General features: G+C 66.0%; 15 protein-coding genes and 1 riboswitch. Of the genes, 6 read left to right on the forward strand and 9 right to left on the reverse strand.

All coding sequences use genetic code 11. The annotated features are described in order from the left end of the window. Positions 1-49: 49 nt before the first annotated feature. The 4 genes from ACX9NE_RS27395 to ACX9NE_RS27410 all read right to left on the reverse strand — a co-directional run bounded on the left by ACX9NE_RS27395 (position 50) and on the right by ACX9NE_RS27410 (position 5,100). Entirely contained in the window at positions 50-730 is a 681-nt protein-coding gene (locus ACX9NE_RS27395) for a YoaK family protein (RefSeq protein WP_459364852.1), read from the reverse strand. Positions 731-777: 47 nt separating this feature from the next. Then, on the reverse strand, positions 778-2,142 hold the full coding sequence (locus tag ACX9NE_RS27400; RefSeq protein ID WP_459364853.1) for a maltokinase N-terminal cap-like domain-containing protein: 1,365 nt from the start codon (positions 2,140-2,142) through the stop codon (positions 778-780). Continuing rightward, positions 2,139-3,932: a maltose alpha-D-glucosyltransferase gene (gene treS, locus ACX9NE_RS27405; RefSeq protein ID WP_459364854.1), complete on the reverse strand. Its 1,794-nt coding sequence runs from the start codon at positions 3,930-3,932 to the stop codon at positions 2,139-2,141. The genes ACX9NE_RS27400 and treS overlap by 4 nt, the downstream gene beginning before the upstream one ends. 109 nt (positions 3,933-4,041) lie before the next feature. Continuing rightward, entirely contained in the window at positions 4,042-5,100 is a 1,059-nt protein-coding gene (locus ACX9NE_RS27410; protein WP_459364855.1) for a S1C family serine protease, read from the reverse strand. A 457-nt stretch (positions 5,101-5,557) separates the two neighbouring features. Between ACX9NE_RS27410 and ACX9NE_RS27415 the strand changes: the two genes are divergently transcribed. From ACX9NE_RS27415 to ACX9NE_RS27425, 3 genes are all read left to right on the forward strand, one after another. After that, entirely contained in the window at positions 5,558-5,956 is a 399-nt protein-coding gene (locus tag ACX9NE_RS27415) for a TIGR03668 family PPOX class F420-dependent oxidoreductase (protein ID WP_459364856.1), read from the forward strand. Between the two features lie 126 nt (positions 5,957-6,082). Further along, positions 6,083-8,254, forward strand: coding sequence for an elongation factor G-like protein EF-G2 (locus ACX9NE_RS27420; protein WP_459364857.1), 2,172 nt, complete (start codon positions 6,083-6,085; stop codon positions 8,252-8,254). A 9-nt stretch (positions 8,255-8,263) separates the two neighbouring features. Next, positions 8,264-8,815: a DUF2231 domain-containing protein gene (locus ACX9NE_RS27425; RefSeq protein WP_459364858.1), complete on the forward strand. Its 552-nt coding sequence runs from the start codon at positions 8,264-8,266 to the stop codon at positions 8,813-8,815. Here ACX9NE_RS27425 and ACX9NE_RS27430 read toward each other — a convergent pair. Continuing rightward, on the reverse strand, positions 8,731-10,260 hold the full coding sequence (locus ACX9NE_RS27430; protein WP_459364859.1) for a FadD7 family fatty acid--CoA ligase: 1,530 nt from the start codon (positions 10,258-10,260) through the stop codon (positions 8,731-8,733). The two genes, ACX9NE_RS27425 and ACX9NE_RS27430, sit on opposite strands and share 85 nt — an antisense overlap. Positions 10,261-10,452: 192 nt before the next feature. On the opposite strand from ACX9NE_RS27430, the gene oxc reads away from it, so the two are divergent. Continuing rightward, a complete protein-coding gene (gene oxc, locus ACX9NE_RS27435; RefSeq protein ID WP_459364860.1) occupies positions 10,453-12,138 on the forward strand; it encodes an oxalyl-CoA decarboxylase in 1,686 nt (561 codons plus the stop codon). An 11-nt stretch (positions 12,139-12,149) separates the two neighbouring features. Here oxc and ACX9NE_RS27440 read toward each other — a convergent pair whose 3' ends face one another. Continuing rightward, positions 12,150-13,091: a LysR family transcriptional regulator gene (locus ACX9NE_RS27440; RefSeq protein WP_459364861.1), complete on the reverse strand. Its 942-nt coding sequence runs from the start codon at positions 13,089-13,091 to the stop codon at positions 12,150-12,152. A 183-nt stretch (positions 13,092-13,274) separates the two neighbouring features. On the opposite strand from ACX9NE_RS27440, the gene ACX9NE_RS27445 reads away from it, so the two are divergent. Further along, positions 13,275-14,030: a L,D-transpeptidase gene (locus tag ACX9NE_RS27445; protein WP_459364862.1), complete on the forward strand. Its 756-nt coding sequence runs from the start codon at positions 13,275-13,277 to the stop codon at positions 14,028-14,030. Positions 14,031-14,092: 62 nt separating this feature from the next. On the opposite strand, the gene ACX9NE_RS27450 is transcribed toward ACX9NE_RS27445, so the two are convergent. Both ACX9NE_RS27450 and ACX9NE_RS27455 read right to left on the reverse strand, forming a co-directional pair. Next, on the reverse strand, positions 14,093-15,745 hold the full coding sequence (locus tag ACX9NE_RS27450; protein WP_459364863.1) for an NRAMP family divalent metal transporter: 1,653 nt from the start codon (positions 15,743-15,745) through the stop codon (positions 14,093-14,095). A 59-nt stretch (positions 15,746-15,804) separates the two neighbouring features. Further along, a complete protein-coding gene (locus tag ACX9NE_RS27455) occupies positions 15,805-15,948 on the reverse strand; it encodes a hypothetical protein (RefSeq protein WP_459364864.1) in 144 nt (47 codons plus the stop codon). A gap of 215 nt (positions 15,949-16,163) precedes the next feature. Further along, a riboswitch (M-box (ykoK) riboswitch) is annotated at positions 16,164-16,338 on the reverse strand. 87 nt (positions 16,339-16,425) lie between these two features. Between ACX9NE_RS27455 and ACX9NE_RS27460 the strand changes: the two genes are divergently transcribed. Then, positions 16,426-17,088: an O-methyltransferase gene (locus tag ACX9NE_RS27460; protein ID WP_459364877.1), complete on the forward strand. Its 663-nt coding sequence runs from the start codon at positions 16,426-16,428 to the stop codon at positions 17,086-17,088. Here the strand turns inward: ACX9NE_RS27460 and ACX9NE_RS27465 are convergent. After that, entirely contained in the window at positions 17,085-19,082 is a 1,998-nt protein-coding gene (locus ACX9NE_RS27465; protein WP_459364865.1) for a DUF459 domain-containing protein, read from the reverse strand. The genes ACX9NE_RS27460 and ACX9NE_RS27465 overlap by 4 nt on opposite strands. Positions 19,083-19,202: the final 120 nt, after the last annotated feature.

Raw genomic sequence — 19,202 nt, forward strand, 5'->3', positions numbered from 1 at the left:
CGGCCAGCGCTGCTGCCGATGTTCGCTGTCCCAAGGGGTCCCACGGCAGCTAGTCGAGCAACCCACGCCGATCGGCGTGCATGTAGGTGTAACAGGTCGTCACCGCACACACGAACGCGGCGACACCGAGCATCTGCGTCCCGCTGACCACAAGACTGATCGCTCCACCGATCGCGGCCCCCAACATGAACGTCGCCAGCATCATGAAGTAGCCGAACCAGTCCTCAATTCTCCCGCCGGCGATGTGCCGCTCCATACCCTGACCCATCTTGACCAGCGTGCCGGTGACATAACTCAGCGGTACCGACACCTCACCGTCTTTGACGAAGGAGGTGTTGAGGGCGCCAATCCCGAATACCACGAACATGATTGGCACGAAGTCGAGCAGGGACTCCTCCCACCCGCCCAGGACGATGTCGAGCCCTGTGGCGAACACCAGGCAGAAGGTGGTCAGCACGGTCGGACCATGGGGATGCTCCACCCAGAACCGGCGCCGGCAGACCGACGAGATGATCACGCCGGCCACAAAGCACAGCAGCAAAGTGCCCGCGCTCAGCGACAGGGTCACGTCGTCACGAAACACGCCAAGCACGGCCCGCTGCGCGTTGCCGGTCATGAACGTGACGAAATATCCCTCGGAGTGGGTGAACGCCGTGGCTCCCAGCACCCCGGCCAGAGCGGCCAGCACCCAGGCCAGTCTGGCTTCGCTGTCGTACATCTCTTTCTGCACACAAGCATGCTCCCAGAGCCTGGCACCGGCGGCACCACGAGCTGAGGTCACACCGTGGTCAGCCGGGCGATCGATCTCAGCGGAATCGGCAGCCAGGCGGGACGGTGCCGCGCCTCGTAGCCGGTCTCGTAAACCGCCTTGTCGAGTTCGTAGGCGGCCAGCAGCAACCCCGAATCCCGCGGATCCACACCGGAGGCGGCGGCATATCCGTCGCAGAAGGCGGTGCGATTGCGCTCAACCCATTCCCGGGCGCGTGCGGCTTTCTGCTTGTCGGCCGCGTTCTCGACCAGCGGCCCGTAGGCCGCGTATTCGAAAGATCGCAACACCCCGGCTACATCACGCAACGGTGAATCCGGCGCCCGCCGTTCTTCCAGCGGCTGGCCCGGTTCCCCTTCGAAGTCGATCAGCACCCAGCTCTCCGGGGTCCGCAGCACCTGCCCCAGGTGCAGGTCCCCGTGTACCCGCTGCACGGTGATCTGCTCGTCGGCCAGCTTGACGAATCGTTCCTCGATCGTCGCCGCGTACTGCTCGAGTTCGGGCACGGTGGACGTGGCGGCCGACAGCCGTGACAGGACGTGGTCGAGCGGAAACGCGGTTTGCGTAGTCCCGAGGGTCTCGGCCAGGGTCGCGTGCACCGACGCCACCGCTTCGCCGAGCCGGTAGGACTCACCGGCGAAGTCGCCGCCGACCTCGTGGGCGTAGAGGTCGCCCTCGGCGAACAGATCGCGCACACTCGCGGTTGCCATTGCCCAGCCCTCCGCGGCGTTCGCGGCGAACGCGGTAACCATCCCAAGCGGCGATGACGCATCCGGATCCCCGGCCGCACCGATCTCGTAGGCGCCGAGCAACCGGGCCACGTGCGGATTACCAGCTCGCCCCAGCACCCGGTTGAGCTCGATATCGGGGTTGATCCCGGGACTGACCCGGCGGAACACCTTGAAGATGGCGCAGGGCGCCCGGTCGAAAATCACGCTGGTATTGCTCTGCTCCGCGTCCGAGACCCGAGGGTAGGCGTCCAGCGGCAACTGTACGTCGGGTTCTTTGGCAAACCGGACCTGTGTGCCCGAATCGCCGCGGACCGCGGCAGATTCGATCAGTGACAGTAGGAACTGTGATGCCGAGGGATCGTATAGGGCGTCGAAGGCGGTGTGGTCGTCGACCGAACCGATGGTGGCCAGGGTGCTGTACTCGGTGACTGGTTCGGTGTCCCACCCGACGATCACCTGGTAGCGCTCGGTGAAGCCGTCGGTGTAGGCGACGTCGATCAGCACCAGGTCCAGGTTGTCACGCAGCGGCACCACCACTGACACGTCGGCAGTGGACAGTTGCCGGTTGCGGCCGGCGTACCAGCGTTGCTGCGGCAGCCAGTCCGGCCAGGGCAAGTGTGCGGGCATCGGGGTCGGGCGGGTCATCGGTCCTCCTCGGAAGTGGACAGCTGGAACCAATAGAACCCATGGCCGGGAAGCGTCAGCAAATAGGGCAGATGCCCGATCCGGGGGAATTCCACCTGTCCGGTGAGTTCGATGGGGATGTGGTTGTTCCATTGCTGCAGGTTCAATTCGATCGGCTGAGGAAACCGAGACAGATTGTTGACGCACATGACGACGTCATTCTCGGCGCCCTCGCGCGGCACTTCCCGCACATATGCCAGGACCGACGGATTGGATCCACCGAGTTCGTGAAATGACCCGACGGCGAATGCGTCGTGGCGGCGCCGCACGGCGAGCATGGTGCGGGTCCAGTTGAGCAACGAGGTCGAGGTGTCCCGTTGCGCCTCGACATTGACGGCCTGATAGCCGTACACCGAATCCTGGTTGGTCGGCAGGTACAGCCGGCCGGGGTTGGCGGTGGAGAATCCGGCGTTGCGGTCCGGTGTCCACTGCATGGGAGTCCGCACGCCGTCGCGGTCACCCAGCCAGATCACGTCGCCCATGCCGATTTCGTCGCCGTAGTACAGCACCGGCGAACCGGGAAGCGACAACAACAGCGCCGTGAACAGCTGCATCTGGTTGCGGTCGTTGTCCAGCAAGGGCGCCAGACGGCGCCGGATACCGACGTTGGCCTTCATCCGCGGATCCTTGGCGTACTCCGCGTACATGTAGTCGCGTTCCTCGTCGCTGACCATTTCCAGCGTCAGCTCGTCGTGGTTGCGCAGGAAGATCCCCCACTGGGTTAAGTCCGGAATGTCGGGCGTCTGGGCCAGGATTTCCGAGATCGGAAAACGGGACTCCCGGCGCACCGCCATGAAGATGCGCGGCATGAGCGGGAAGTGGAACGCCATATGGCATTCGTCCCCGCCCGTCGTAGGATCGCCGAAGTATTCGACGACGTCGGCCGGCCACTGATTGGCCTCGGCCAGCAGCACCCGGCCGGGATACTCGTCGTCCACCACCTTGCGCACCCGCTTGAGGAAGGCGTGCGTCTCGGGCAGGTTCTCGCAGTTGGTGCCTTCCCGCTCGAACAGGTATGGCACGGCGTCCAGCCGGAACCCGTCGATGCCCAGGCCGAGCCAGAACCGCAGGACGTCGATCATCGCTTCCTGCACGGCCGGGTTGTCGTAGTTCAGGTCTGGCTGGTGAGAGAAGAACCGGTGCCAGTAGAACTGCCGCCGCACCGGATCGAACGTCCAGTTCGACTCCTCGGTGTCGACGAAGATGATCCGGGCATCGGTGTACTTCTGGCTGGTGTCACTCCACACGTAATAGTCGCCGTACGGCCCGTCAGGGTCGTGACGGGACTCCTGAAACCACGGATGCGACTCGGATGTGTGATTCATCACCAAATCGGTGATCACCCGGATACCGCGGGCGTGCGCCTCGTCGATCAGCGCGACGAAATCGTCGACGGTGCCGAAATCGGGCAGCACCTTGTAGAAGTCGCGGATGTCGTAACCACCGTCGCGCAGCGGCGAATCGTAGAACGGCGGCAGCCAGAGGCAGTCCACCCCGAGCCACTGCAGATAGTCCAAGCGGTCGATGAGTCCACGCAGGTCACCCGAGCCGTCGGCGTTCGAGTCGAAGAACGCCCGCACCAGCACTTCGTAGAACACCGCGTGCTTGAACCAGGTCGGATCCGCCGGCAGCGCAGCCGCGTTGTCGAAGTCCTCGGCGGTCGGGTGCTCGACCACACCTCCTTCGACATGGCTGCCTGCCGCTGGATGGTGCGCGGGATCTTGCCTTGAGGCGCTAGTCGCGTCATTCATCAAATCCACGATGCCACGGGTACCCGACGTACCTCTTTCAGAATCACCACAGGCAACCTGCTCGGAGCATGGACGCCAATCATCGCCAGCGCCAATCGATTTGACTCGATCAGGCCGGCGGACCCTCCGCCAGGGTCACGTTTTCAGTACGCGCCACACCGGTCTTGGAGGTGAAGCTGATCGACACGACATCGCCGGGGTGGTGGCCGTTGAGCGCGTCGGACATCGCTGTGGCCGAGTTGATCGGGGTACCGTCCAGCGCGGTGACGACATCTCCGTTGGAGATTCCGACGGCCGCGGCAGGGGCGTTGGCAACCACGCGCTGGACGCGTGCGCCCGTGCCGTTGTTGTCGACGACGCCGAGGCCGAGGAACGCGGTGGGACCGACGTGCACGGTGGGCGATCCGCCGCCCGAGCGGATCTGGTTGGCAACGCCCATCGCCGTACCGATCGGGATGGCGAAGCCCTGCCCGCCCTGAGACATCTGGAAGTTCTCGGTGGCCGCCGTGTTCATCCCGACGACCTGCCCCGCGCCGTTGACCACCGGGCCACCAGAGTCGCCGGGCTGGATCGCGCCTTCGAACTGAATCAGGCCGTTCAGCGTTTCTGCGGCGCCGGTCAGCGAGTCCGAGGCTTGGACGGTCTGGTTCACCGCGAGTACCTTGCCGGCCACCGCCCGAGGCGTACCACCCTGACCACCGGTGTTGCCCATCGCCACGACCGGTTCGCCGACGCTGACGCCGCCGCCGATCGTGGCCGTGGGCAGGCCACCGGCACCGCGCAACTGCAGCACCGCGACGTCCTGGGTGCGGTCGTAACCGACCACGTCGACGCCGTACGTGCGTCCGTCGCCGACGCTGAAGGCGCTGATGTCCGTGGCGCCGGAGATGACGTGGTTGTTGGTCAGCACGACGCCGTTGGGGTCGATCACGATGCCGGTGCCGGCTCCCACCGCGTTGTTGTAGCCCAGCTTTGTGTTGATATTGACCACCTGCGGACCGACCTGCCCGACGAGCGCCGACGGGTCGAGCGGGACCGAAGGGTACTGCTTGTACGGCGCCGCATGTGCGGGCGGCGTTGCCAGACCGAGTCCGAAGACCGTTCCCACGACGGCCATGACGGCAACCAGCCATGACCACGTCAATGCCGGGTGGCGCGATCTGCTCATCCGGAAAACCTCCTGCGTCGGGTGAATAATCGATTATCCCAGCCGTAAGGTCCGGCCGGCGCGGCGCCGATATTCATTCTTTGCACCACCGTAATCCAGATACCCGTTTTTACGGTGGTCAGTGGCCAATTCAGCGAAATGCACCGCGCGCCGTCGCGCCTGCTAGGGCGCCTGATCGGGAAGCCGCTTGCTCAATGAGGTCGTGCCCGACCCTGCGACAGCAATCAGTGACGGTAATCACTGGATTGGCGCCCGGGCTGCAGCCTATCGATCGTTCCGGCACCAAATCCGGGGCTCGACGGCCCCGGCTCACCGTTGCCGGGCAGGAGTCCGCCAGTGTCGCCGCGGCGTCGGCGCCGTTCCCCCCGACACCCGGGGCCTACCGCCATGCCCGAGACGCCGGCAATGCGCCATCGTCAACGCCGTTGATGCGACTCGCTCCCATTAGGCTGGGCACGTGGAGGCCCGGGCCCGGTTCGCTGGATCGCCCGTCGCGCGACTGGCCACAGTCGGGCCGGAGGGCGTACCGCACCTGGTGCCGGTGGTGTTCGCGGCCGACGGCGACGTCATCTACACGGCCGTGGACGCAAAGCCGAAGAAGAGCCAGCGGTTGCGCCGGCTCACCAATATCGAGCACAACCCGGCGGTCAGCCTGCTCGTCGATCACTACGCTGACGATTGGACGCAACTGTGGTGGGTTCGGGCCGACGGAGTCGCCTCCATCGCCTCCGACGGCGACCCGCTGGATACCGGGTACCGGTTGCTGCGCGCCAAATATCCCCAGTACCAATCTATTCCTTTGACCGGGCCGGTGATCACGGTCAGCGTGACGCGCTGGTCGGGATGGCACGCCTGACATCCCGGTATTGCCGGCCCTTGTGCAGCGCGGCGGTTGGGGGAAAAGTTGCTGATGCGTCCTGTGGGCTGGATCACGCCGCGTACGGGAGTCGGCGTGACGCCCCGGGAGGACTGGAGGAATGTCATGGCCGACAGAGTGAGCGCGTCGCAGGGCTCGGGAATGGCCCCCACCGCAAACGGCCCGGACGGTATCCGCAACGTGGTCCTGGTCGGGCCTTCCGGAGGAGGCAAGACCACCCTGGTAGAGGCTCTGCTGGTCGCGGGCGGGGTGCTGTCCCGCCCGGGTTCGGTCACCGACGGCAGTACGGTCTGCGACTTCGATGAAGCCGAGATCCGACAGCAACGTTCCGTGGGTGTCGCCGTAGCGTCCTTGGCGCACGACGGCATCAAGGTCAATCTGGTCGATACGCCCGGTTACGCCGATTTCGTTGGTGAGTTGCGGGCCGGCCTGCGCGCCGCCGACTGTGCCCTGTTCGTCATCGCCGCCAATGAAGGCGTCGACGAGCCCACCAAGTCGCTCTGGCAGGAATGCAGCCAGGTCGGCATGCCGCGGGCGGTGGTGATCACCAAGCTCGACCACGCCCGCGCCAACTACGCCGAGGCCTTGGACGCTGCGCAGAATGCCTTCGGCGACAAGGTTTTACCGCTGTACCTGCCCACCGGCTCCCCCGTTTGCCAGGGCCTGATCGGTCTGCTCTCGCAGACCCAGTACAACTACTCCGACGGCACGCGCACCCAGTCGATGCCGGATGCATCCGAGGCCGACCGGATCGAGGAGGCCCGCGGAGCCCTGATCGAGGGCATCATCGAGGAGTCCGAGGACGAGTCGCTGATGGAGCGCTATCTCGGCGGTGAGGCGATCGACGAATCGGTCCTGATTCAGGACCTGGAGAAGGCAGTGGCCCGCGCTTCATTCTTCCCGGTGATCCCGGTGTGCAGCAGCACCGGTGTCGGCACCCACGAACTACTCGAAGTCGCCACCCGGGGCTTCCCGTCGCCGATGGAACACCCCCTTCCCGAGGTCTTCACGCCGCAGGGCGCCACGCACGAGGAGTTGGCTTGCGATGTGAACGCGCCGTTGCTCGCCGAGGTGGTGAAGACGACATCGGACCCCTACGTCGGGCGCGTGAGCCTGGTCCGGGTGTTCTCCGGAACTATCAAACCGGACGCGACCGTGCATGTGTCGGGCCACTTTTCGTCGTTCTTCGGTAACGGCGGCTCGGGTCCTCAAGGACATGGCAGCACACACCCGGACCACGACGAGGACGAGCGCATCGGGGTGCTGTCTTTTCCGCTCGGAAAGCAGCAACGCCCGGCGCCCGCCGTGGTTGCCGGTGACATCTGCGCCATCGGCAAGCTCAGCCGCGCCGAGACCGGTGACACGCTGTCGGACAAGTCCGAACCTCTCGTGCTCAAGCCGTGGACGATGCCGGAACCGCTGCTACCGGTGGCCATCCAGGCGCACGCCAAGACCGACGAGGACAAGCTGTCGGTCGGGCTCGGCCGGTTGGCCGCGGAGGACCCGACACTGCGCATCGAACAAAACCCGGAGACGCACCAGGTGGTGCTCTGGTGTATGGGTGAGGCCCATGTCGGCGTGGTGCTCGACGCGTTGGCCAACCGCTACGGCGTCAGCGTGGACACCGTCGAATTGCGGGTGCCGCTGCGGGAAACGCTGGGCGGCAAGGCCAAAGGCCATGGCCGCCATGTCAAGCAGTCCGGCGGCCACGGCCAGTACGCGGTGTGTGACATCGAGGTCGAGCCGCTTCCGGAGGGCGCAGGGTTCGAATTCGTGGACAAGGTGGTCGGCGGGGCGGTCCCGCGCCAGTTCATCCCCAGCGTGGAAAAGGGTGTCCGGGCGCAGATGGAAAAGGGTGTGCACGCCGGATACCCGATGGTCGACATCCGCGTCACGCTGCTCGACGGAAAGGCACACAGCGTCGACTCCTCGGATTTCGCGTTCCAGATGGCAGGGGCGTTGGCGCTGCGCGAGGCCGCCGCGGCGACGAAGGTGATCCTGCTCGAACCGATCGACGAGATCTCGGTCATGGTGCCCGACGACTACGTAGGCGCGGTGATGGGCGACCTGTCCGGGCGCCGGGGCCGGGTGCTGGGGACCGAGACCGCGGGTAACGAACGCACGGTGGTCAATGCCGAAGTGCCGCAGGTGGAATTGACGCGGTACGCCATCGATCTGCGCTCCCTCGCGCACGGTGCCGCCTCATTCACCCGCTCGTTCGCACGCTATGAACCGATGCCCGAGTCCGTGGCGGCCCGGGTGATGAGCACGGCGTAGTTCACCAGAATGTCGACGGTCAACGGCCTCCCGGCCCACATCCTGCTCAACCACCTGGTCGTCGTACTCGGTCCGCTGGCGGCGATCCTGGCAGCCATGTGTGCGGTCTGGACGGCGGCGCGCCGGCGGCTGATCTGGCTGACCCTGACGCTGGCCGTGGTCACGCTGATCGCGACGCCGCTGACCACCAGCTCGGGTGCCTGGCTGGCAGGGAAAGTCGGCGACTCACCCGCGATCGGAAGGCACGCCGAGTTGGGTGAAACGCTGGTCTACATCGTTACGGCACTGGCGGTGACGGTGACCGCGCTGGGCGTCGTGCAGCTGCGTCTGGCGCGCGGTCGCGCCGTCAAACCGGTTGTGCACGTTGTAATCGCCGTGCTGGTGGTGGCCGCGGCCGCGGCCACACTGGTGCAGACCTACCGCGTCGGCGATTCGGGAGCACGCGCCGCCTGGGGAAGCGTCACCGCCTCACGTTCTCAGGCCGGCTGGCCGAAACGCGCCGACACCGCGCGACGGTCCAGCGAGCCTTTGGCGGTATGCGGCAGCTCGTCGGCCACCTGAAAGGTGGCGGGAATCTCGTAGGGCGCCAACCGCTCTCGACAGAACTCGGTGAGCTCTTCGGCGGTAGGGGCCGCACCCCGGGGCACGAGCACGGCCGCCACGGCTTCGCCGTACATCGGGTGGGGCACCCCGAACACCGCCACTTCCATCACGTTCGGGTGAGTGGCCAGCACGCCTTCGACGCGTTCCGGGGAGATCTTCTCGCCGCCGCGGTTGATGAGTTCTTTGATCCGCCCACGGATCGCCAGGTCGCCGTCCTCCGACAGCGTGCCCAGGTCGCCGGTGCGCAACCAGCCGTCGGTGAAGTTCGCCGCCGTGATCTTGGGGTCACCGAGGTAGCCGCGCACCACGGTTTCGCCCCGCAGCCACACCTCGCCGATGGCTCCCGGCTCCAGGGGTTGTCCGTCGTTGCCGGCGATACGGATCTGCGGCCCGGTGGAGCGGCCCACCAGACCGGTTGAGACCGCGGGATTGACCTCCTGATCGATACCCGTGCTGGCCACCTGGTGGGTGGCCTCGGTCATCCCGAACGCGCACAGCACCGGCGCGGAGAACTCGGCCTGCAGCGCCCCGGCCACCTCCGGGGTCAGCGGCGCGCTGCAGCTGCGAATGAAACGCAGTGCAGCCCTTGGGTTGTCCTCCGGGATGGTGGCGACTCGCTCCAGCAATATCTGGTGAATCGTCGGCACAGCGGTGTACCAGGTCGCCCCCACGGCCTCGATGTCGTCCCAGAACGTGTGCGCCGAGAACCGTCCGCGGGCGGGCAATAACACCGTGCCGCCGGAAGCCAGCGTCGACAGCAGCGCCGCGACCAGCCCGTGGCCGTGGTAGAGCGGCATCACCGCGACCGTGGCGTCCTGCGGGCCCAGCTGGTAGCCGGTGACGATGGCGTGCACCGAGCTGATGATGTTGTGATGCGTCCACGGCACCATCTTGGGCAGTCCTGTGGTGCCGCCGGTAAACATGATCATCGCGTCGTCGTCGTGCAGGCCCTCCGGCGTGCAGGAGACCGGGAGCAGACCGCACGACGCATCCAGATGCGTTGACAGCGTGCCGTCATCGCCGTTGATGACGACGGTCACCGGCCAGACCTCTGATCCAACGTCGTCCACCAGCGTTGCGCGGACCCCTGCCGCTTCGCCACGTGCCCGCTGGTCGGCGACCGGCAGGGCCGGGTCCAACGGCACGACGATCAGGCCCGCGCGCAACGCCGCCAGCAGCGCGACGACGAATTCGGCGTTACTGCCCGCACGTAGTGCCACCCGGTCGCCGGGCATTAAGCCGGCCCCGCTCAATTGGGCAGCCAGCTCGTCGGCCAGCCGCAGCAGGTCACGATAGGTCACCGGGATGCGGTCGACGGTGGCGACAAGCGCCGTCGCATCCGGCGCGCGGGTCGCCGCCGCCTCGATCAAATCGGTGACGCGTGAATTCCGCACAGATGTCACGGCAGCGCTCCTTCCTCCGTGGTCTTGGACCTGCCGAGAACCCTGCCGCGTTGCGACACTCGCTGTCCAATACCGATCCGCTAATAGTCAATAGGAGGCGTGTATCACCGGATAGCGACCAGGTCTTGGACACAGCCGCCGAACCGGACGACAGTGAGTGCCGAGACACCGACACGAGAGGGGGCGGCCGCCATGAACCAACCGCTCATCGACGGCTTTCACCTGGTGGTGGACGCACTGAAGGCCAACGATGTCAAGACGATCTACGGGGTCGTGGGCATCCCGATCACCGATCTGGCGCGCACCGCGCAGGAGGAGGGTATCCGCTACATCGGCTTCCGCCACGAAGGCTCCGCCGGCAACGCGGCGGCCGCCGCCGGTTTCCTCACCCAGCGGCCCGGTGTGTGCCTGACGACCTCGGGCCCGGGTTTCCTCAACGGCCTGCCCGCGCTGGCGAACGCCACCACCAACTGCTTCCCAATGATTCAGATCTCCGGATCCAGCGGGCGGGCGGTGGTGGACCTGCAGCGCGGTGACTACCAGGACATCGATCAGCTCAATGCGGCTCGGCCATTCGTCAAGGCGGCCTTTCGGATCGCACGGGCCGAGGACATAGGGCGTGGTGTTGCCCGGGCGATTCGCACCGCGGCGTCCGGCCGGCCGGGCGGTGTTTACCTGGACATCCCGGGCGAGGTGCTCGGCCAGGCTATGGAAGCTTCGGTGGCAGCGGCATCCATTTGGCGGGTCGTGGACCCCGCCCCCCGCCAACTGCCGGCGCCGGACGCAGTGGAACGGGCCTTGGACATCCTCACGCAGGCCCGGCGACCGCTGATCGTGCTGGGCAAAGGCGCCGCATACGCCCAAGCCGACAACGTGATTCGAGACTTCGTCGAATGCACCGGCATCCCCTACCTGCCGATGTCGATGGCCAAAGGCCTCCTGTCCGATTCGCATCCGCAGTCGGCCGCGGCCGCGCGTTCACTGGCCATCGCCCGCGCCGACGCGGTACTGCTGGTGGGAGCGCGACTCAATTGGCTCTTGGGACATGGGGAATCACCACAGTGGTCTGCCGACGCCAAGTTCATCCAGATCGACATCGCGGCCTCGGAGTTTGACAGTAACCAGCCGATCGACGCGCCGCTGGCAGGCGACATCGGCTCGGTGATGTCCGCACTGCGGGACGGCCTGGCCACCCGCCCGATAAGTGCAGACCCGGCGTGGACCAACGAACTCGCCGAGCGAAAGGCCCGCAACGACGCCAAGATGCGCGAGCGGCTGACCGAGGATCCGCAACCGATGCGGTTCTACAACGCGCTGGGCGCTATTCGCGCTGTGCTGCAAGATAATCCGGACGTTTACGTGGTTAATGAGGGCGCCAACGCACTGGACCTGGCCCGCAATGTCATCGACATGGAGTTGCCGCGTCACCGCCTGGACACCGGAACGTGGGGCGTGATGGGCATCGGCATGGGCTTCTCCATCGCCGCCGCCGTCGAGACCGGCCGGCCCGTCGTCGCCATCGAAGGTGACAGTGCGTTCGGGTTCAGCGGCATGGAGATCGAAACCATCTGTCGCTACCGGCTGCCGGTCACCGTCGTCATCCTCAACAACGGCGGCGTCTACCGAGGCGATGAAGCGGTGTCGGGGCCCGACCCGGCACCCACGGTGCTCAATGCCGGCGCCCGCCACGAGTTGCTCGCAGAAGCATTTGGCGGCAAGGGGTATCACGTGTCATCTCCGGACGAAGTGCAGAAGGCACTGTCCGAGGCACTCGCGTCCGGCGAGCCCGCTTTGATCGACTGCCAACTGGACCCTGCCGCCGGAGTGGAGAGCGGACACCTGGCCAGCCTCAATCCCAAGAGTGCCGCGAAGCCCTGACCGCCCGAGTGTCAACGCCCCTGGGTGAGGCTTCGCAGCTGCGCGTCGAAGAACTCGTCGAGGTGCAGTTCCCTCGCCGACGCAACCAGTGCACGGGCCACCGGAGACCCCGGGCCGGACGCGTTGGTGGCCAACGCGATCGGTGCCCGTGGCGACGGATCGATGAGTTCGACTGCGCGAACTTCGCCCCGCGTCGGCGTCATCCACAGCCAGGTGTGCGGCACGATGGTGGCCCAGTTGCCGTTCGCAACCTGTGCGAACAGCGATGCAACGGAATCCGTTTCGACTTGCGGGTGCACGGTGATGTCATGTTCGGCGAAGGCCGCGTCGATGACCTGTCTGTCCCGCATGTCCTCGGTCAGCAATGCCAGGGGCAGTTGCGCGGCCTCGGGCCAGCGCAGCGCAGCGGCACCGGGCGGGAGCATGTCCCCCCGCGACAGCAGCACGTACTGCTCATCGTAGAGCGGCACCAGGGCCACATCCTGGCCGTCCTTGCTGTCCAACGGCGGCGGGTGGGCGATGACGGCGTCGAGATCGAACTCGTGCAGCCGGCGGTAGAGCTCGGTCGCGGCCAGGCGGGAGCAGATCTGCACCTTTGCCAGGGGGTGCGCCGAGCAAAACGCGGACAACACCAGGGAGGCCGTTGTGGACGCGCTCGGCACGGTGCCCAGCCGCAGCGTCCCGGTGATGCCCGACTGCACCGCATGCACCTCCGCCTTGAAGGCATCGTGCTCTGCGAGTATCCGCTTGGCCCACACCACCAGCCGCTCCCCCTCGGGAGTCAATCCCTGAAAGCTGTGCCCACGGTTGATCAAGGTGACGTTGAGTTCCCGCTCAAGCTTGGCAATCGCCGCCGACAACGCGGGCTGTGACACATAACACTTCTCGGCGGCACGGGCGAAGTGACGTTCCTGGGCCACCGCGACGAAGTACTCCAATTGACGGAAAAGCACCCGCACCTCCTTCGGGCCGTAGGCACGAACCCGCTGAGGCTAGCGCGTCGACCCCCGGCGGGCCAGCCTGGCGCCGCCGCGCCTTCCCCGCTACACCAGAATTGTTTGCTATGGCCCGCACCGTCGCAACAACCACTAGACTGGGATGTCGTGCTTATCGCGCTGTCCCGGAGGGTGAAAACCATGCGTCGAGCGGTTCGTTATCTGTTTGTGTTGGTTGCGATCACGACGATGGCCGCGGCCGGGTCCGGCAGCCCCGCCACCGGTGCCGTCCCGGTGCCGCACCCGCTGCCCGGAGTCGCCTCGATATTTCCGTCCAGCGGCGCGGTGGTGGGCGTGGGAGCCCCGGTGGAGGTGACATTCACGGCACCGGTGATCGACCGTCGTGCCGCCGAGCGGGCCATTCACATCAGCTCGCCGTCCAACATGACCGGCCACTTCCAGTGGCTCGACGGCAACCTCGTGCAATGGATCCCGGACCGGCACTGGCCCGCGCACAGCCACATCTCGGTGGGAATTCAGGAACTGACCGAAGGCTTCGACACCGGCGACGAGTTATTGGGCGTAGCAAGCATTTCCGCGCACACCTTCACCGTCAGCCGAAACGGTGAAGTGCTCCGCACCATGCCGGCCTCGATGGGCAAGCCGAGCCGCCCCACACCGATCGGCAATTTCAACGCCATGTCCAAGGAACGCACCGTCGTGATGGACTCGCGCACCATCGGAATCCCACTGAATTCCTCGGACGGATACCTGATCACCGCTCAGTACGCGGTTCGCGTCACCTCCAGCGGTGTGTACGTGCATTCGGCTCCGTGGTCGGTGAATTCTCAGGGCTATGCCAATGTCAGCCACGGATGCATCAACCTGAGCCCCGACAACGCGGCCTGGTACTTCAACCAGGTCAACATCGGTGATCCGATCGACGTGGTGGCTTAACTAGCCGAGCGGAGCACTGGGGCCGGATCACCAAAGGTGCAGCCTCAACGCGATTGCCGCCGTTAGCTCAGCCCGGTCTGGACGATCTTGACCACTACCAGGACGACCGCGACCACGAGGTAAGCGCGCAGGGTGAACAGGCCGGCGCGCCGCGTCGGTGACATCGTCGGACGTTGCAGGACTGCGAGATTCGGCGTTTGCCAGCCGGCGAGGTCCCGTTGACGGTTGGCGTTCTGCTCAGTGCGGGTCAGCCGCGCGGCGGGGTCGCGACGACCGGCGACGACCCCGACTGCACCACCGGCGACACCGATCAGCACACCTGCCCCGAGTCCGATCCCGATGGTTTTCGTCGACAGCTGCGGAAACAGGGTGGCTGCCGTCAGCGCCAGTGACAGCAGAATCAGGCTCCATACGATGGTCCAGGCAACGATGTTCTGCCGCAACGTGTTCGACCACGGGCCCAGCAGCTTTCGATCGTTACACAGCAGTACCAGGAAGACAGTGGCCGATGGCAACACGACGCCGGCCAGTGCCTGCACGCCCTGGGTGATCAGGCCCAGCACATGGTCGGGGCTGAACGCGACGCCCGCCGACACCGCGAGCAGCAGCGCGTATCCGCCGTAGAACCCGGGTGCCTCGGTGATCTTCCAGTGCAGCGAATGCCGCTTTCCCAACGCGTCTCCGACGGCGTAGGTGGTGGCGAGTCCGATCGCGTTGGCACCGATCAACGAGGCGTCCAGCAGGATGACCGCGAACAGCACCCCGACGGTGCTGCCGCAGTGCTGCGCCAGGCCGGAAGCAACGGCGCTCGCGTCGGTGAAGTTGCCGGCAGCGGCGGTGCCCGCCAATCCGAATGCGGTCACCGCCATCAAAGCCGTTGCCCCGACCACCACCAAGACGATGCCAAGTGCCAAATCGGCTCGGGCATAGGGGATCCAGCGCGTCGTGATGCGCTTGTCCACCACGTTGGACTGCTGAAAATACAGCTGCCACGGAGCCACCGTTGTTCCGACAATCGCGACAACCAATAACAGCACGGTGGAGTTCAGACCGCCGGGGAATTGTGGAAGCAACCCGCCCGCGGTACCAGTCCAGGTGGGACGAACGAGCAGGGCCATGGGGACGATCACCACGTTCACCGCGATGAGCAGGAACATCAAAGCTTCCCAACGGCGAAACGAACCGCCGGCCACCACCGCGAACAGCAGCACGGCAGCCGCTGGGATCGCGATGATTTTCGGACAACCCAGAAAGCCCAGCGCCAGGGACACCCCGATGAACTCGGTGACAATCGTCAATGCGTTGAGCAGCAACAGATCACCGACGCTGAAGGCGCCCCAGAACTTCCCGAATCGCTGGAAGATGAGTCGTGCGTGCCCAACTCGGGTAACCACGCCCAGGCGTAACGCCATCTCCTGGTTGACGTACAGCACCGGAACCATCAGGGCCAGCGTCCACAGCAGTGCCATGCCGTAGTTCTGGCCGGCCTGGGCGTAGGTCGCTACACCGCCGGCGTCATTGTCGCCGACCATGGCGATCAGACCGGGACCACTGATGACCAGCAGGGTTCGCAGTCGGCGCCAACGGCCGCTGAGGGCGGCGTCTCGACCGATGCGGCCGAAGGCTCCGACGATGTCGCCGGTGTGCGCGCAGTCCAGCACCACCGGTTCGGCCACCGCCGGCAGCACCGGGCTGTGGGTGGAGATCGAGGTCATGCGACCCTCACAATCTGACTCAAAAGCGTTGACGGCGAATCTGATCCGGGCCGAATTCGCTAGCCCGCGATCACCGAGAGGGGGCTGCGGTTCACATACGCGTCGGCGCGCTCTTGGGCGGTCATGTGCAGCGATGCCGTCCACATGCGGCCAAGGTGCCGACCCAGGCGCCGAATCGCAGAGGTCGTGGTCGTTGTGGTCATTGGACTACTCCTGACGTGGAAGCCCGACCGGCTCGCGTCATTCAGCGCGCAGCGTGATTTCAGCCAGTCACCTGGCCGGAGCCGGGTCGGGACGGAATGGATTTCAGATACGGACTATCGCCGGGACTCATCTCGCCCTCACCTCCTCACGGCCAGGACACACGGGGGTGTCACCACATTCACCACGGAGACGCGAACGCTCAACCAAACCGTCGAGCGCACCCCTCTCGTCGGAGCTTTGGCACTGCACGGCGTATCCGGCCGGGACGACCGGAAGCCACTTGGGCTCAACCCTTAAGCCGGGAAGAGCTGTCCTGACCCGGGGCGTCTTTCGACGTTCGGGGTCAGTGGCCTGTATCCGTGCAGACGCCTCACCTACCGAGGTGCTTGCAGCTTCCCATGGTGGCACTGCGAACCCAGCACGTCAAACTCGGTCCCCAAGCGCCCGGCTGGGCGGGCGCGCCTACTGTCGGCGGTATGGCCAATACTTTGCGAGACCCCGTGGTCGCCTCGACACTCACGCGGATGTACACCGCATCGGAGGAACAGATGTCGCGGTTGCGGGAGATAATCGGGGAGTTCGATCGGCCGATGACACCGGCCGAGCGCACCGAGGCGATGCGCGAGTTCTACATCCCGGTGACACCGGAAGCGGGCCGGCTGCTCTACGCGTTGGTGCGTGCGACCCGTCCCCGAACGGTGGTCGAATTCGGAATGTCGTTCGGCATCTCCGCTATTCATCTTGCCGCAGCGTTGCGTGACAACGGCACCGGGCGGGTGGTGACCACCGAACTCAGCGACACCAAGATCGCCGCGGCGAAACGCACCTTCGCCGAGACAGGCTTGGCAGGAACGATCACCATCCTGGAAGGTGATGCGCTTTCCACTCTGGCGGACTTGGAAGAGCCCGTGGATTTCGTGCTGCTGGACGGGTGGAAGGATTTGTACCTGCCGGTGATCAAGCTGTTGGAACCGTCACTGTCGCCCGGCGCGCTGATCGTCGCCGACAACACCGAGTCCGCCGACCTGCGGCCCTACCTGGACTACGTGCGTGAGCCCGACAACGGTTACGTCAGTTTCAATTTCCCGGCACGAGCCAGCGACAGCATGGAACTCAGCTGCTGGACAGCATCCGGCTAGCGCACCGACTCCTCGAGCCACGGCAACATCCACTTCACCCCCTCAGGGGTCAGGTGCACGCCGTCACTGCGCACCCTGACGCCGTCCACCTTGGCGGTGTAAACCCCGTCCGGGCAGAGCTTCTTGTTGAGGTCGACGATTCCGACGTTCTTCCGTTGACCAACTGCGTTGCGCAGCATCGTGTTCCACTGGTTGACGCGGTCCGGTTGGTCCTCGGGGTACAACCGCCCGTCGGGTTTCTCGCCGCCGCGACTGTAGGGCACGGTGGCCACCATCGCCCGCACGCCGGTGGAGCCGAAGATGTCCAGCGCCCGGTTCAATTCGAAGTTCAGGTAAGCGTCGAATGCCGGGTCACCGATGTGGGTCCAGTTGCCCTCGTTCACCCGGTCCACCGTCTCCCAGCGGCCGATGACGAGCAGCGCGACGTCTGGCCGGTCCTGGGCGATCTGGCTTGCCCAACGCCCCGGCCAGGAGTCGCATTCGGGTCGCTGCTCCAAGGTTTGTCCGATGTAGCGGTACGGTGTGCCGCGCACCAGGCTGCATCCGATGACCGTGTGGTCGATGAAACGAAAGCCGGGCGTCGGCGGCAGGAAATGCATCATGGTCCAGCCAATCGAATCGCCGAACACCGATACGGTAAAGGGCTGATTGGGATCTCGCGGCCCCGGCGCGGGCCGGCTGTCCGCCGGAGGTGAGGGCGAGACCGCCGCCACCGCGGACACGCCGGGCGGCAGGCCGACCTCGTGCAGACCGGTTCCGACCGGCACCACCAAAATCGTTGCCGCGGCGGCGCTGGCGACCGTCGCCGCGGCCAACGGCAACAACGGGACCCGCTGTGGGCGCCAGCGACGGATGGGTTGCTCGATCGCCCAGTAGGAGACGGCGGCTACCGCAAGCGTGACCGCACAGCGGGCGCCGAACAGGCCCAATCCCGACCAGCCGGTGCGTTCGCCGTTGAGTACGAGAAAGATCGGCCAATGCCAGAGATAGATTCCATAGGAAATCGCGCCCAGCCACACCAGCGGAGGACAGGCCAACACGCGCGCCGCCAATCCGCGCTGCTCGAGTGCCACCGGCGCCACCACCAGAACTGCGGCGATGGCCACCGCGATCAACAATCCATGGCGGAACTCGCTCGCGCTTCCGGTTGCGTAATGCGTAAGCGCCGCCAACCCGGCCAAACCGCCGATCGGCAGCACCCGCGCGATCCGTCGTCCCCAGCGGCTCCGGATCAGGCACCATCCGCGGTTCAGCGACGACCAGTCCCGAACCAGCAGAGCCGATGCCGCAGCACCCACCAGCAAGGCCTGCGCACGGGTGTCGGTGCCGAAATAGATCCGGTCCCGGGTGGCATCAGAAGTGCAGAGCATCGCGGCCGTTGCCGACGCCGTCGCGCCGAGTGTGGCGATCACGAAGGCGGCAAGCCGGACGTGGCCGACGGTGATCTTGGCGAAGTAACGCCTGGCCCGCGCGGCCAACAACAGCGTCACAACAATCAGTAACGCGGGCCAGACGATGTAGTACTGCTCCTCCACCCCGAGCGACCACGTGTGTTGGAGAGGCGAGGGCGCTCCCTGGGTGAAGTAGTCGGTCTTCTGTACCACGAAGCGCCAGTTGGCCATCCACGCGAAGGCCGCGATGGCGTCGCCGCGCAAACCGTCGAGTGACTGATACGGCAGGAATTCCCGGGCCGCACCCACGCTCAGCACCATCAGGACCAACGCCGGCAGCAGTCGGCGGGCACGCCGAATCCAGAAGCCGGTCAAGTCGATACGACCGGAGCGCCCCAGCTCGTCGAGCAGCAACGAGGTGATCAGGAAGCCGCTGAGGACGAAGAATATGTCGACCCCGACGAACCCGCCGCCGACGCCGGGAATGCCGCCGTGGCCCACCAGTACCAGGCTTACGGCTACCGCACGCAGCCCGTCCAACGCCGGAATGCCGGCACGCCGGTCGATGCTTCCCCGGTTCGCGGGTCGGCCGCCCCGACGCACCGGGGTAACCCAACGGGCCCTGGGTGCAGAACGTGCCGGTGCGGGATTTCTCCCACCCGGCTCAGTGCTCGCGGTTAGCGCGCCCTGACCTCTTCCTCGTCCGGCGCCGGTTTTGATGCC

The sequence above is a fragment of the Mycobacterium sp. ML4 genome, from assembly GCF_054515735.1.

What these genes read in the sequence shown, in the direction of transcription:
- ACX9NE_RS27425 (WP_459364858.1), top strand. Translation starts at nt 8,264, where the DNA reads ATGTCGACGGTCAACGGCCTCCCGGCCCACATCCTGCTCAACCACCTG.
- ACX9NE_RS27410 (WP_459364855.1), bottom strand. Translation starts at nt 5,100, where the DNA reads ATGAGCAGATCGCGCCACCCGGCATTGACGTGGTCATGGCTGGTTGCC.
- treS (WP_459364854.1), bottom strand. Translation starts at nt 3,932, where the DNA reads ATGAATGACGCGACTAGCGCCTCAAGGCAAGATCCCGCGCACCATCCA.
- oxc (WP_459364860.1), top strand. Translation starts at nt 10,453, where the DNA reads ATGAACCAACCGCTCATCGACGGCTTTCACCTGGTGGTGGACGCACTG.
- ACX9NE_RS27445 (WP_459364862.1), top strand. Translation starts at nt 13,275, where the DNA reads ATGCGTCGAGCGGTTCGTTATCTGTTTGTGTTGGTTGCGATCACGACG.
- ACX9NE_RS27400 (WP_459364853.1), bottom strand. Translation starts at nt 2,142, where the DNA reads ATGACCCGCCCGACCCCGATGCCCGCACACTTGCCCTGGCCGGACTGG.
- ACX9NE_RS27420 (WP_459364857.1), top strand. Translation starts at nt 6,083, where the DNA reads ATGGCCGACAGAGTGAGCGCGTCGCAGGGCTCGGGAATGGCCCCCACC.
- ACX9NE_RS27450 (WP_459364863.1), bottom strand. Translation starts at nt 15,745, where the DNA reads ATGACCTCGATCTCCACCCACAGCCCGGTGCTGCCGGCGGTGGCCGAA.
- ACX9NE_RS27460 (WP_459364877.1), top strand. Translation starts at nt 16,426, where the DNA reads ATGGCCAATACTTTGCGAGACCCCGTGGTCGCCTCGACACTCACGCGG.
- ACX9NE_RS27455 (WP_459364864.1), bottom strand. Translation starts at nt 15,948, where the DNA reads ATGACCACAACGACCACGACCTCTGCGATTCGGCGCCTGGGTCGGCAC.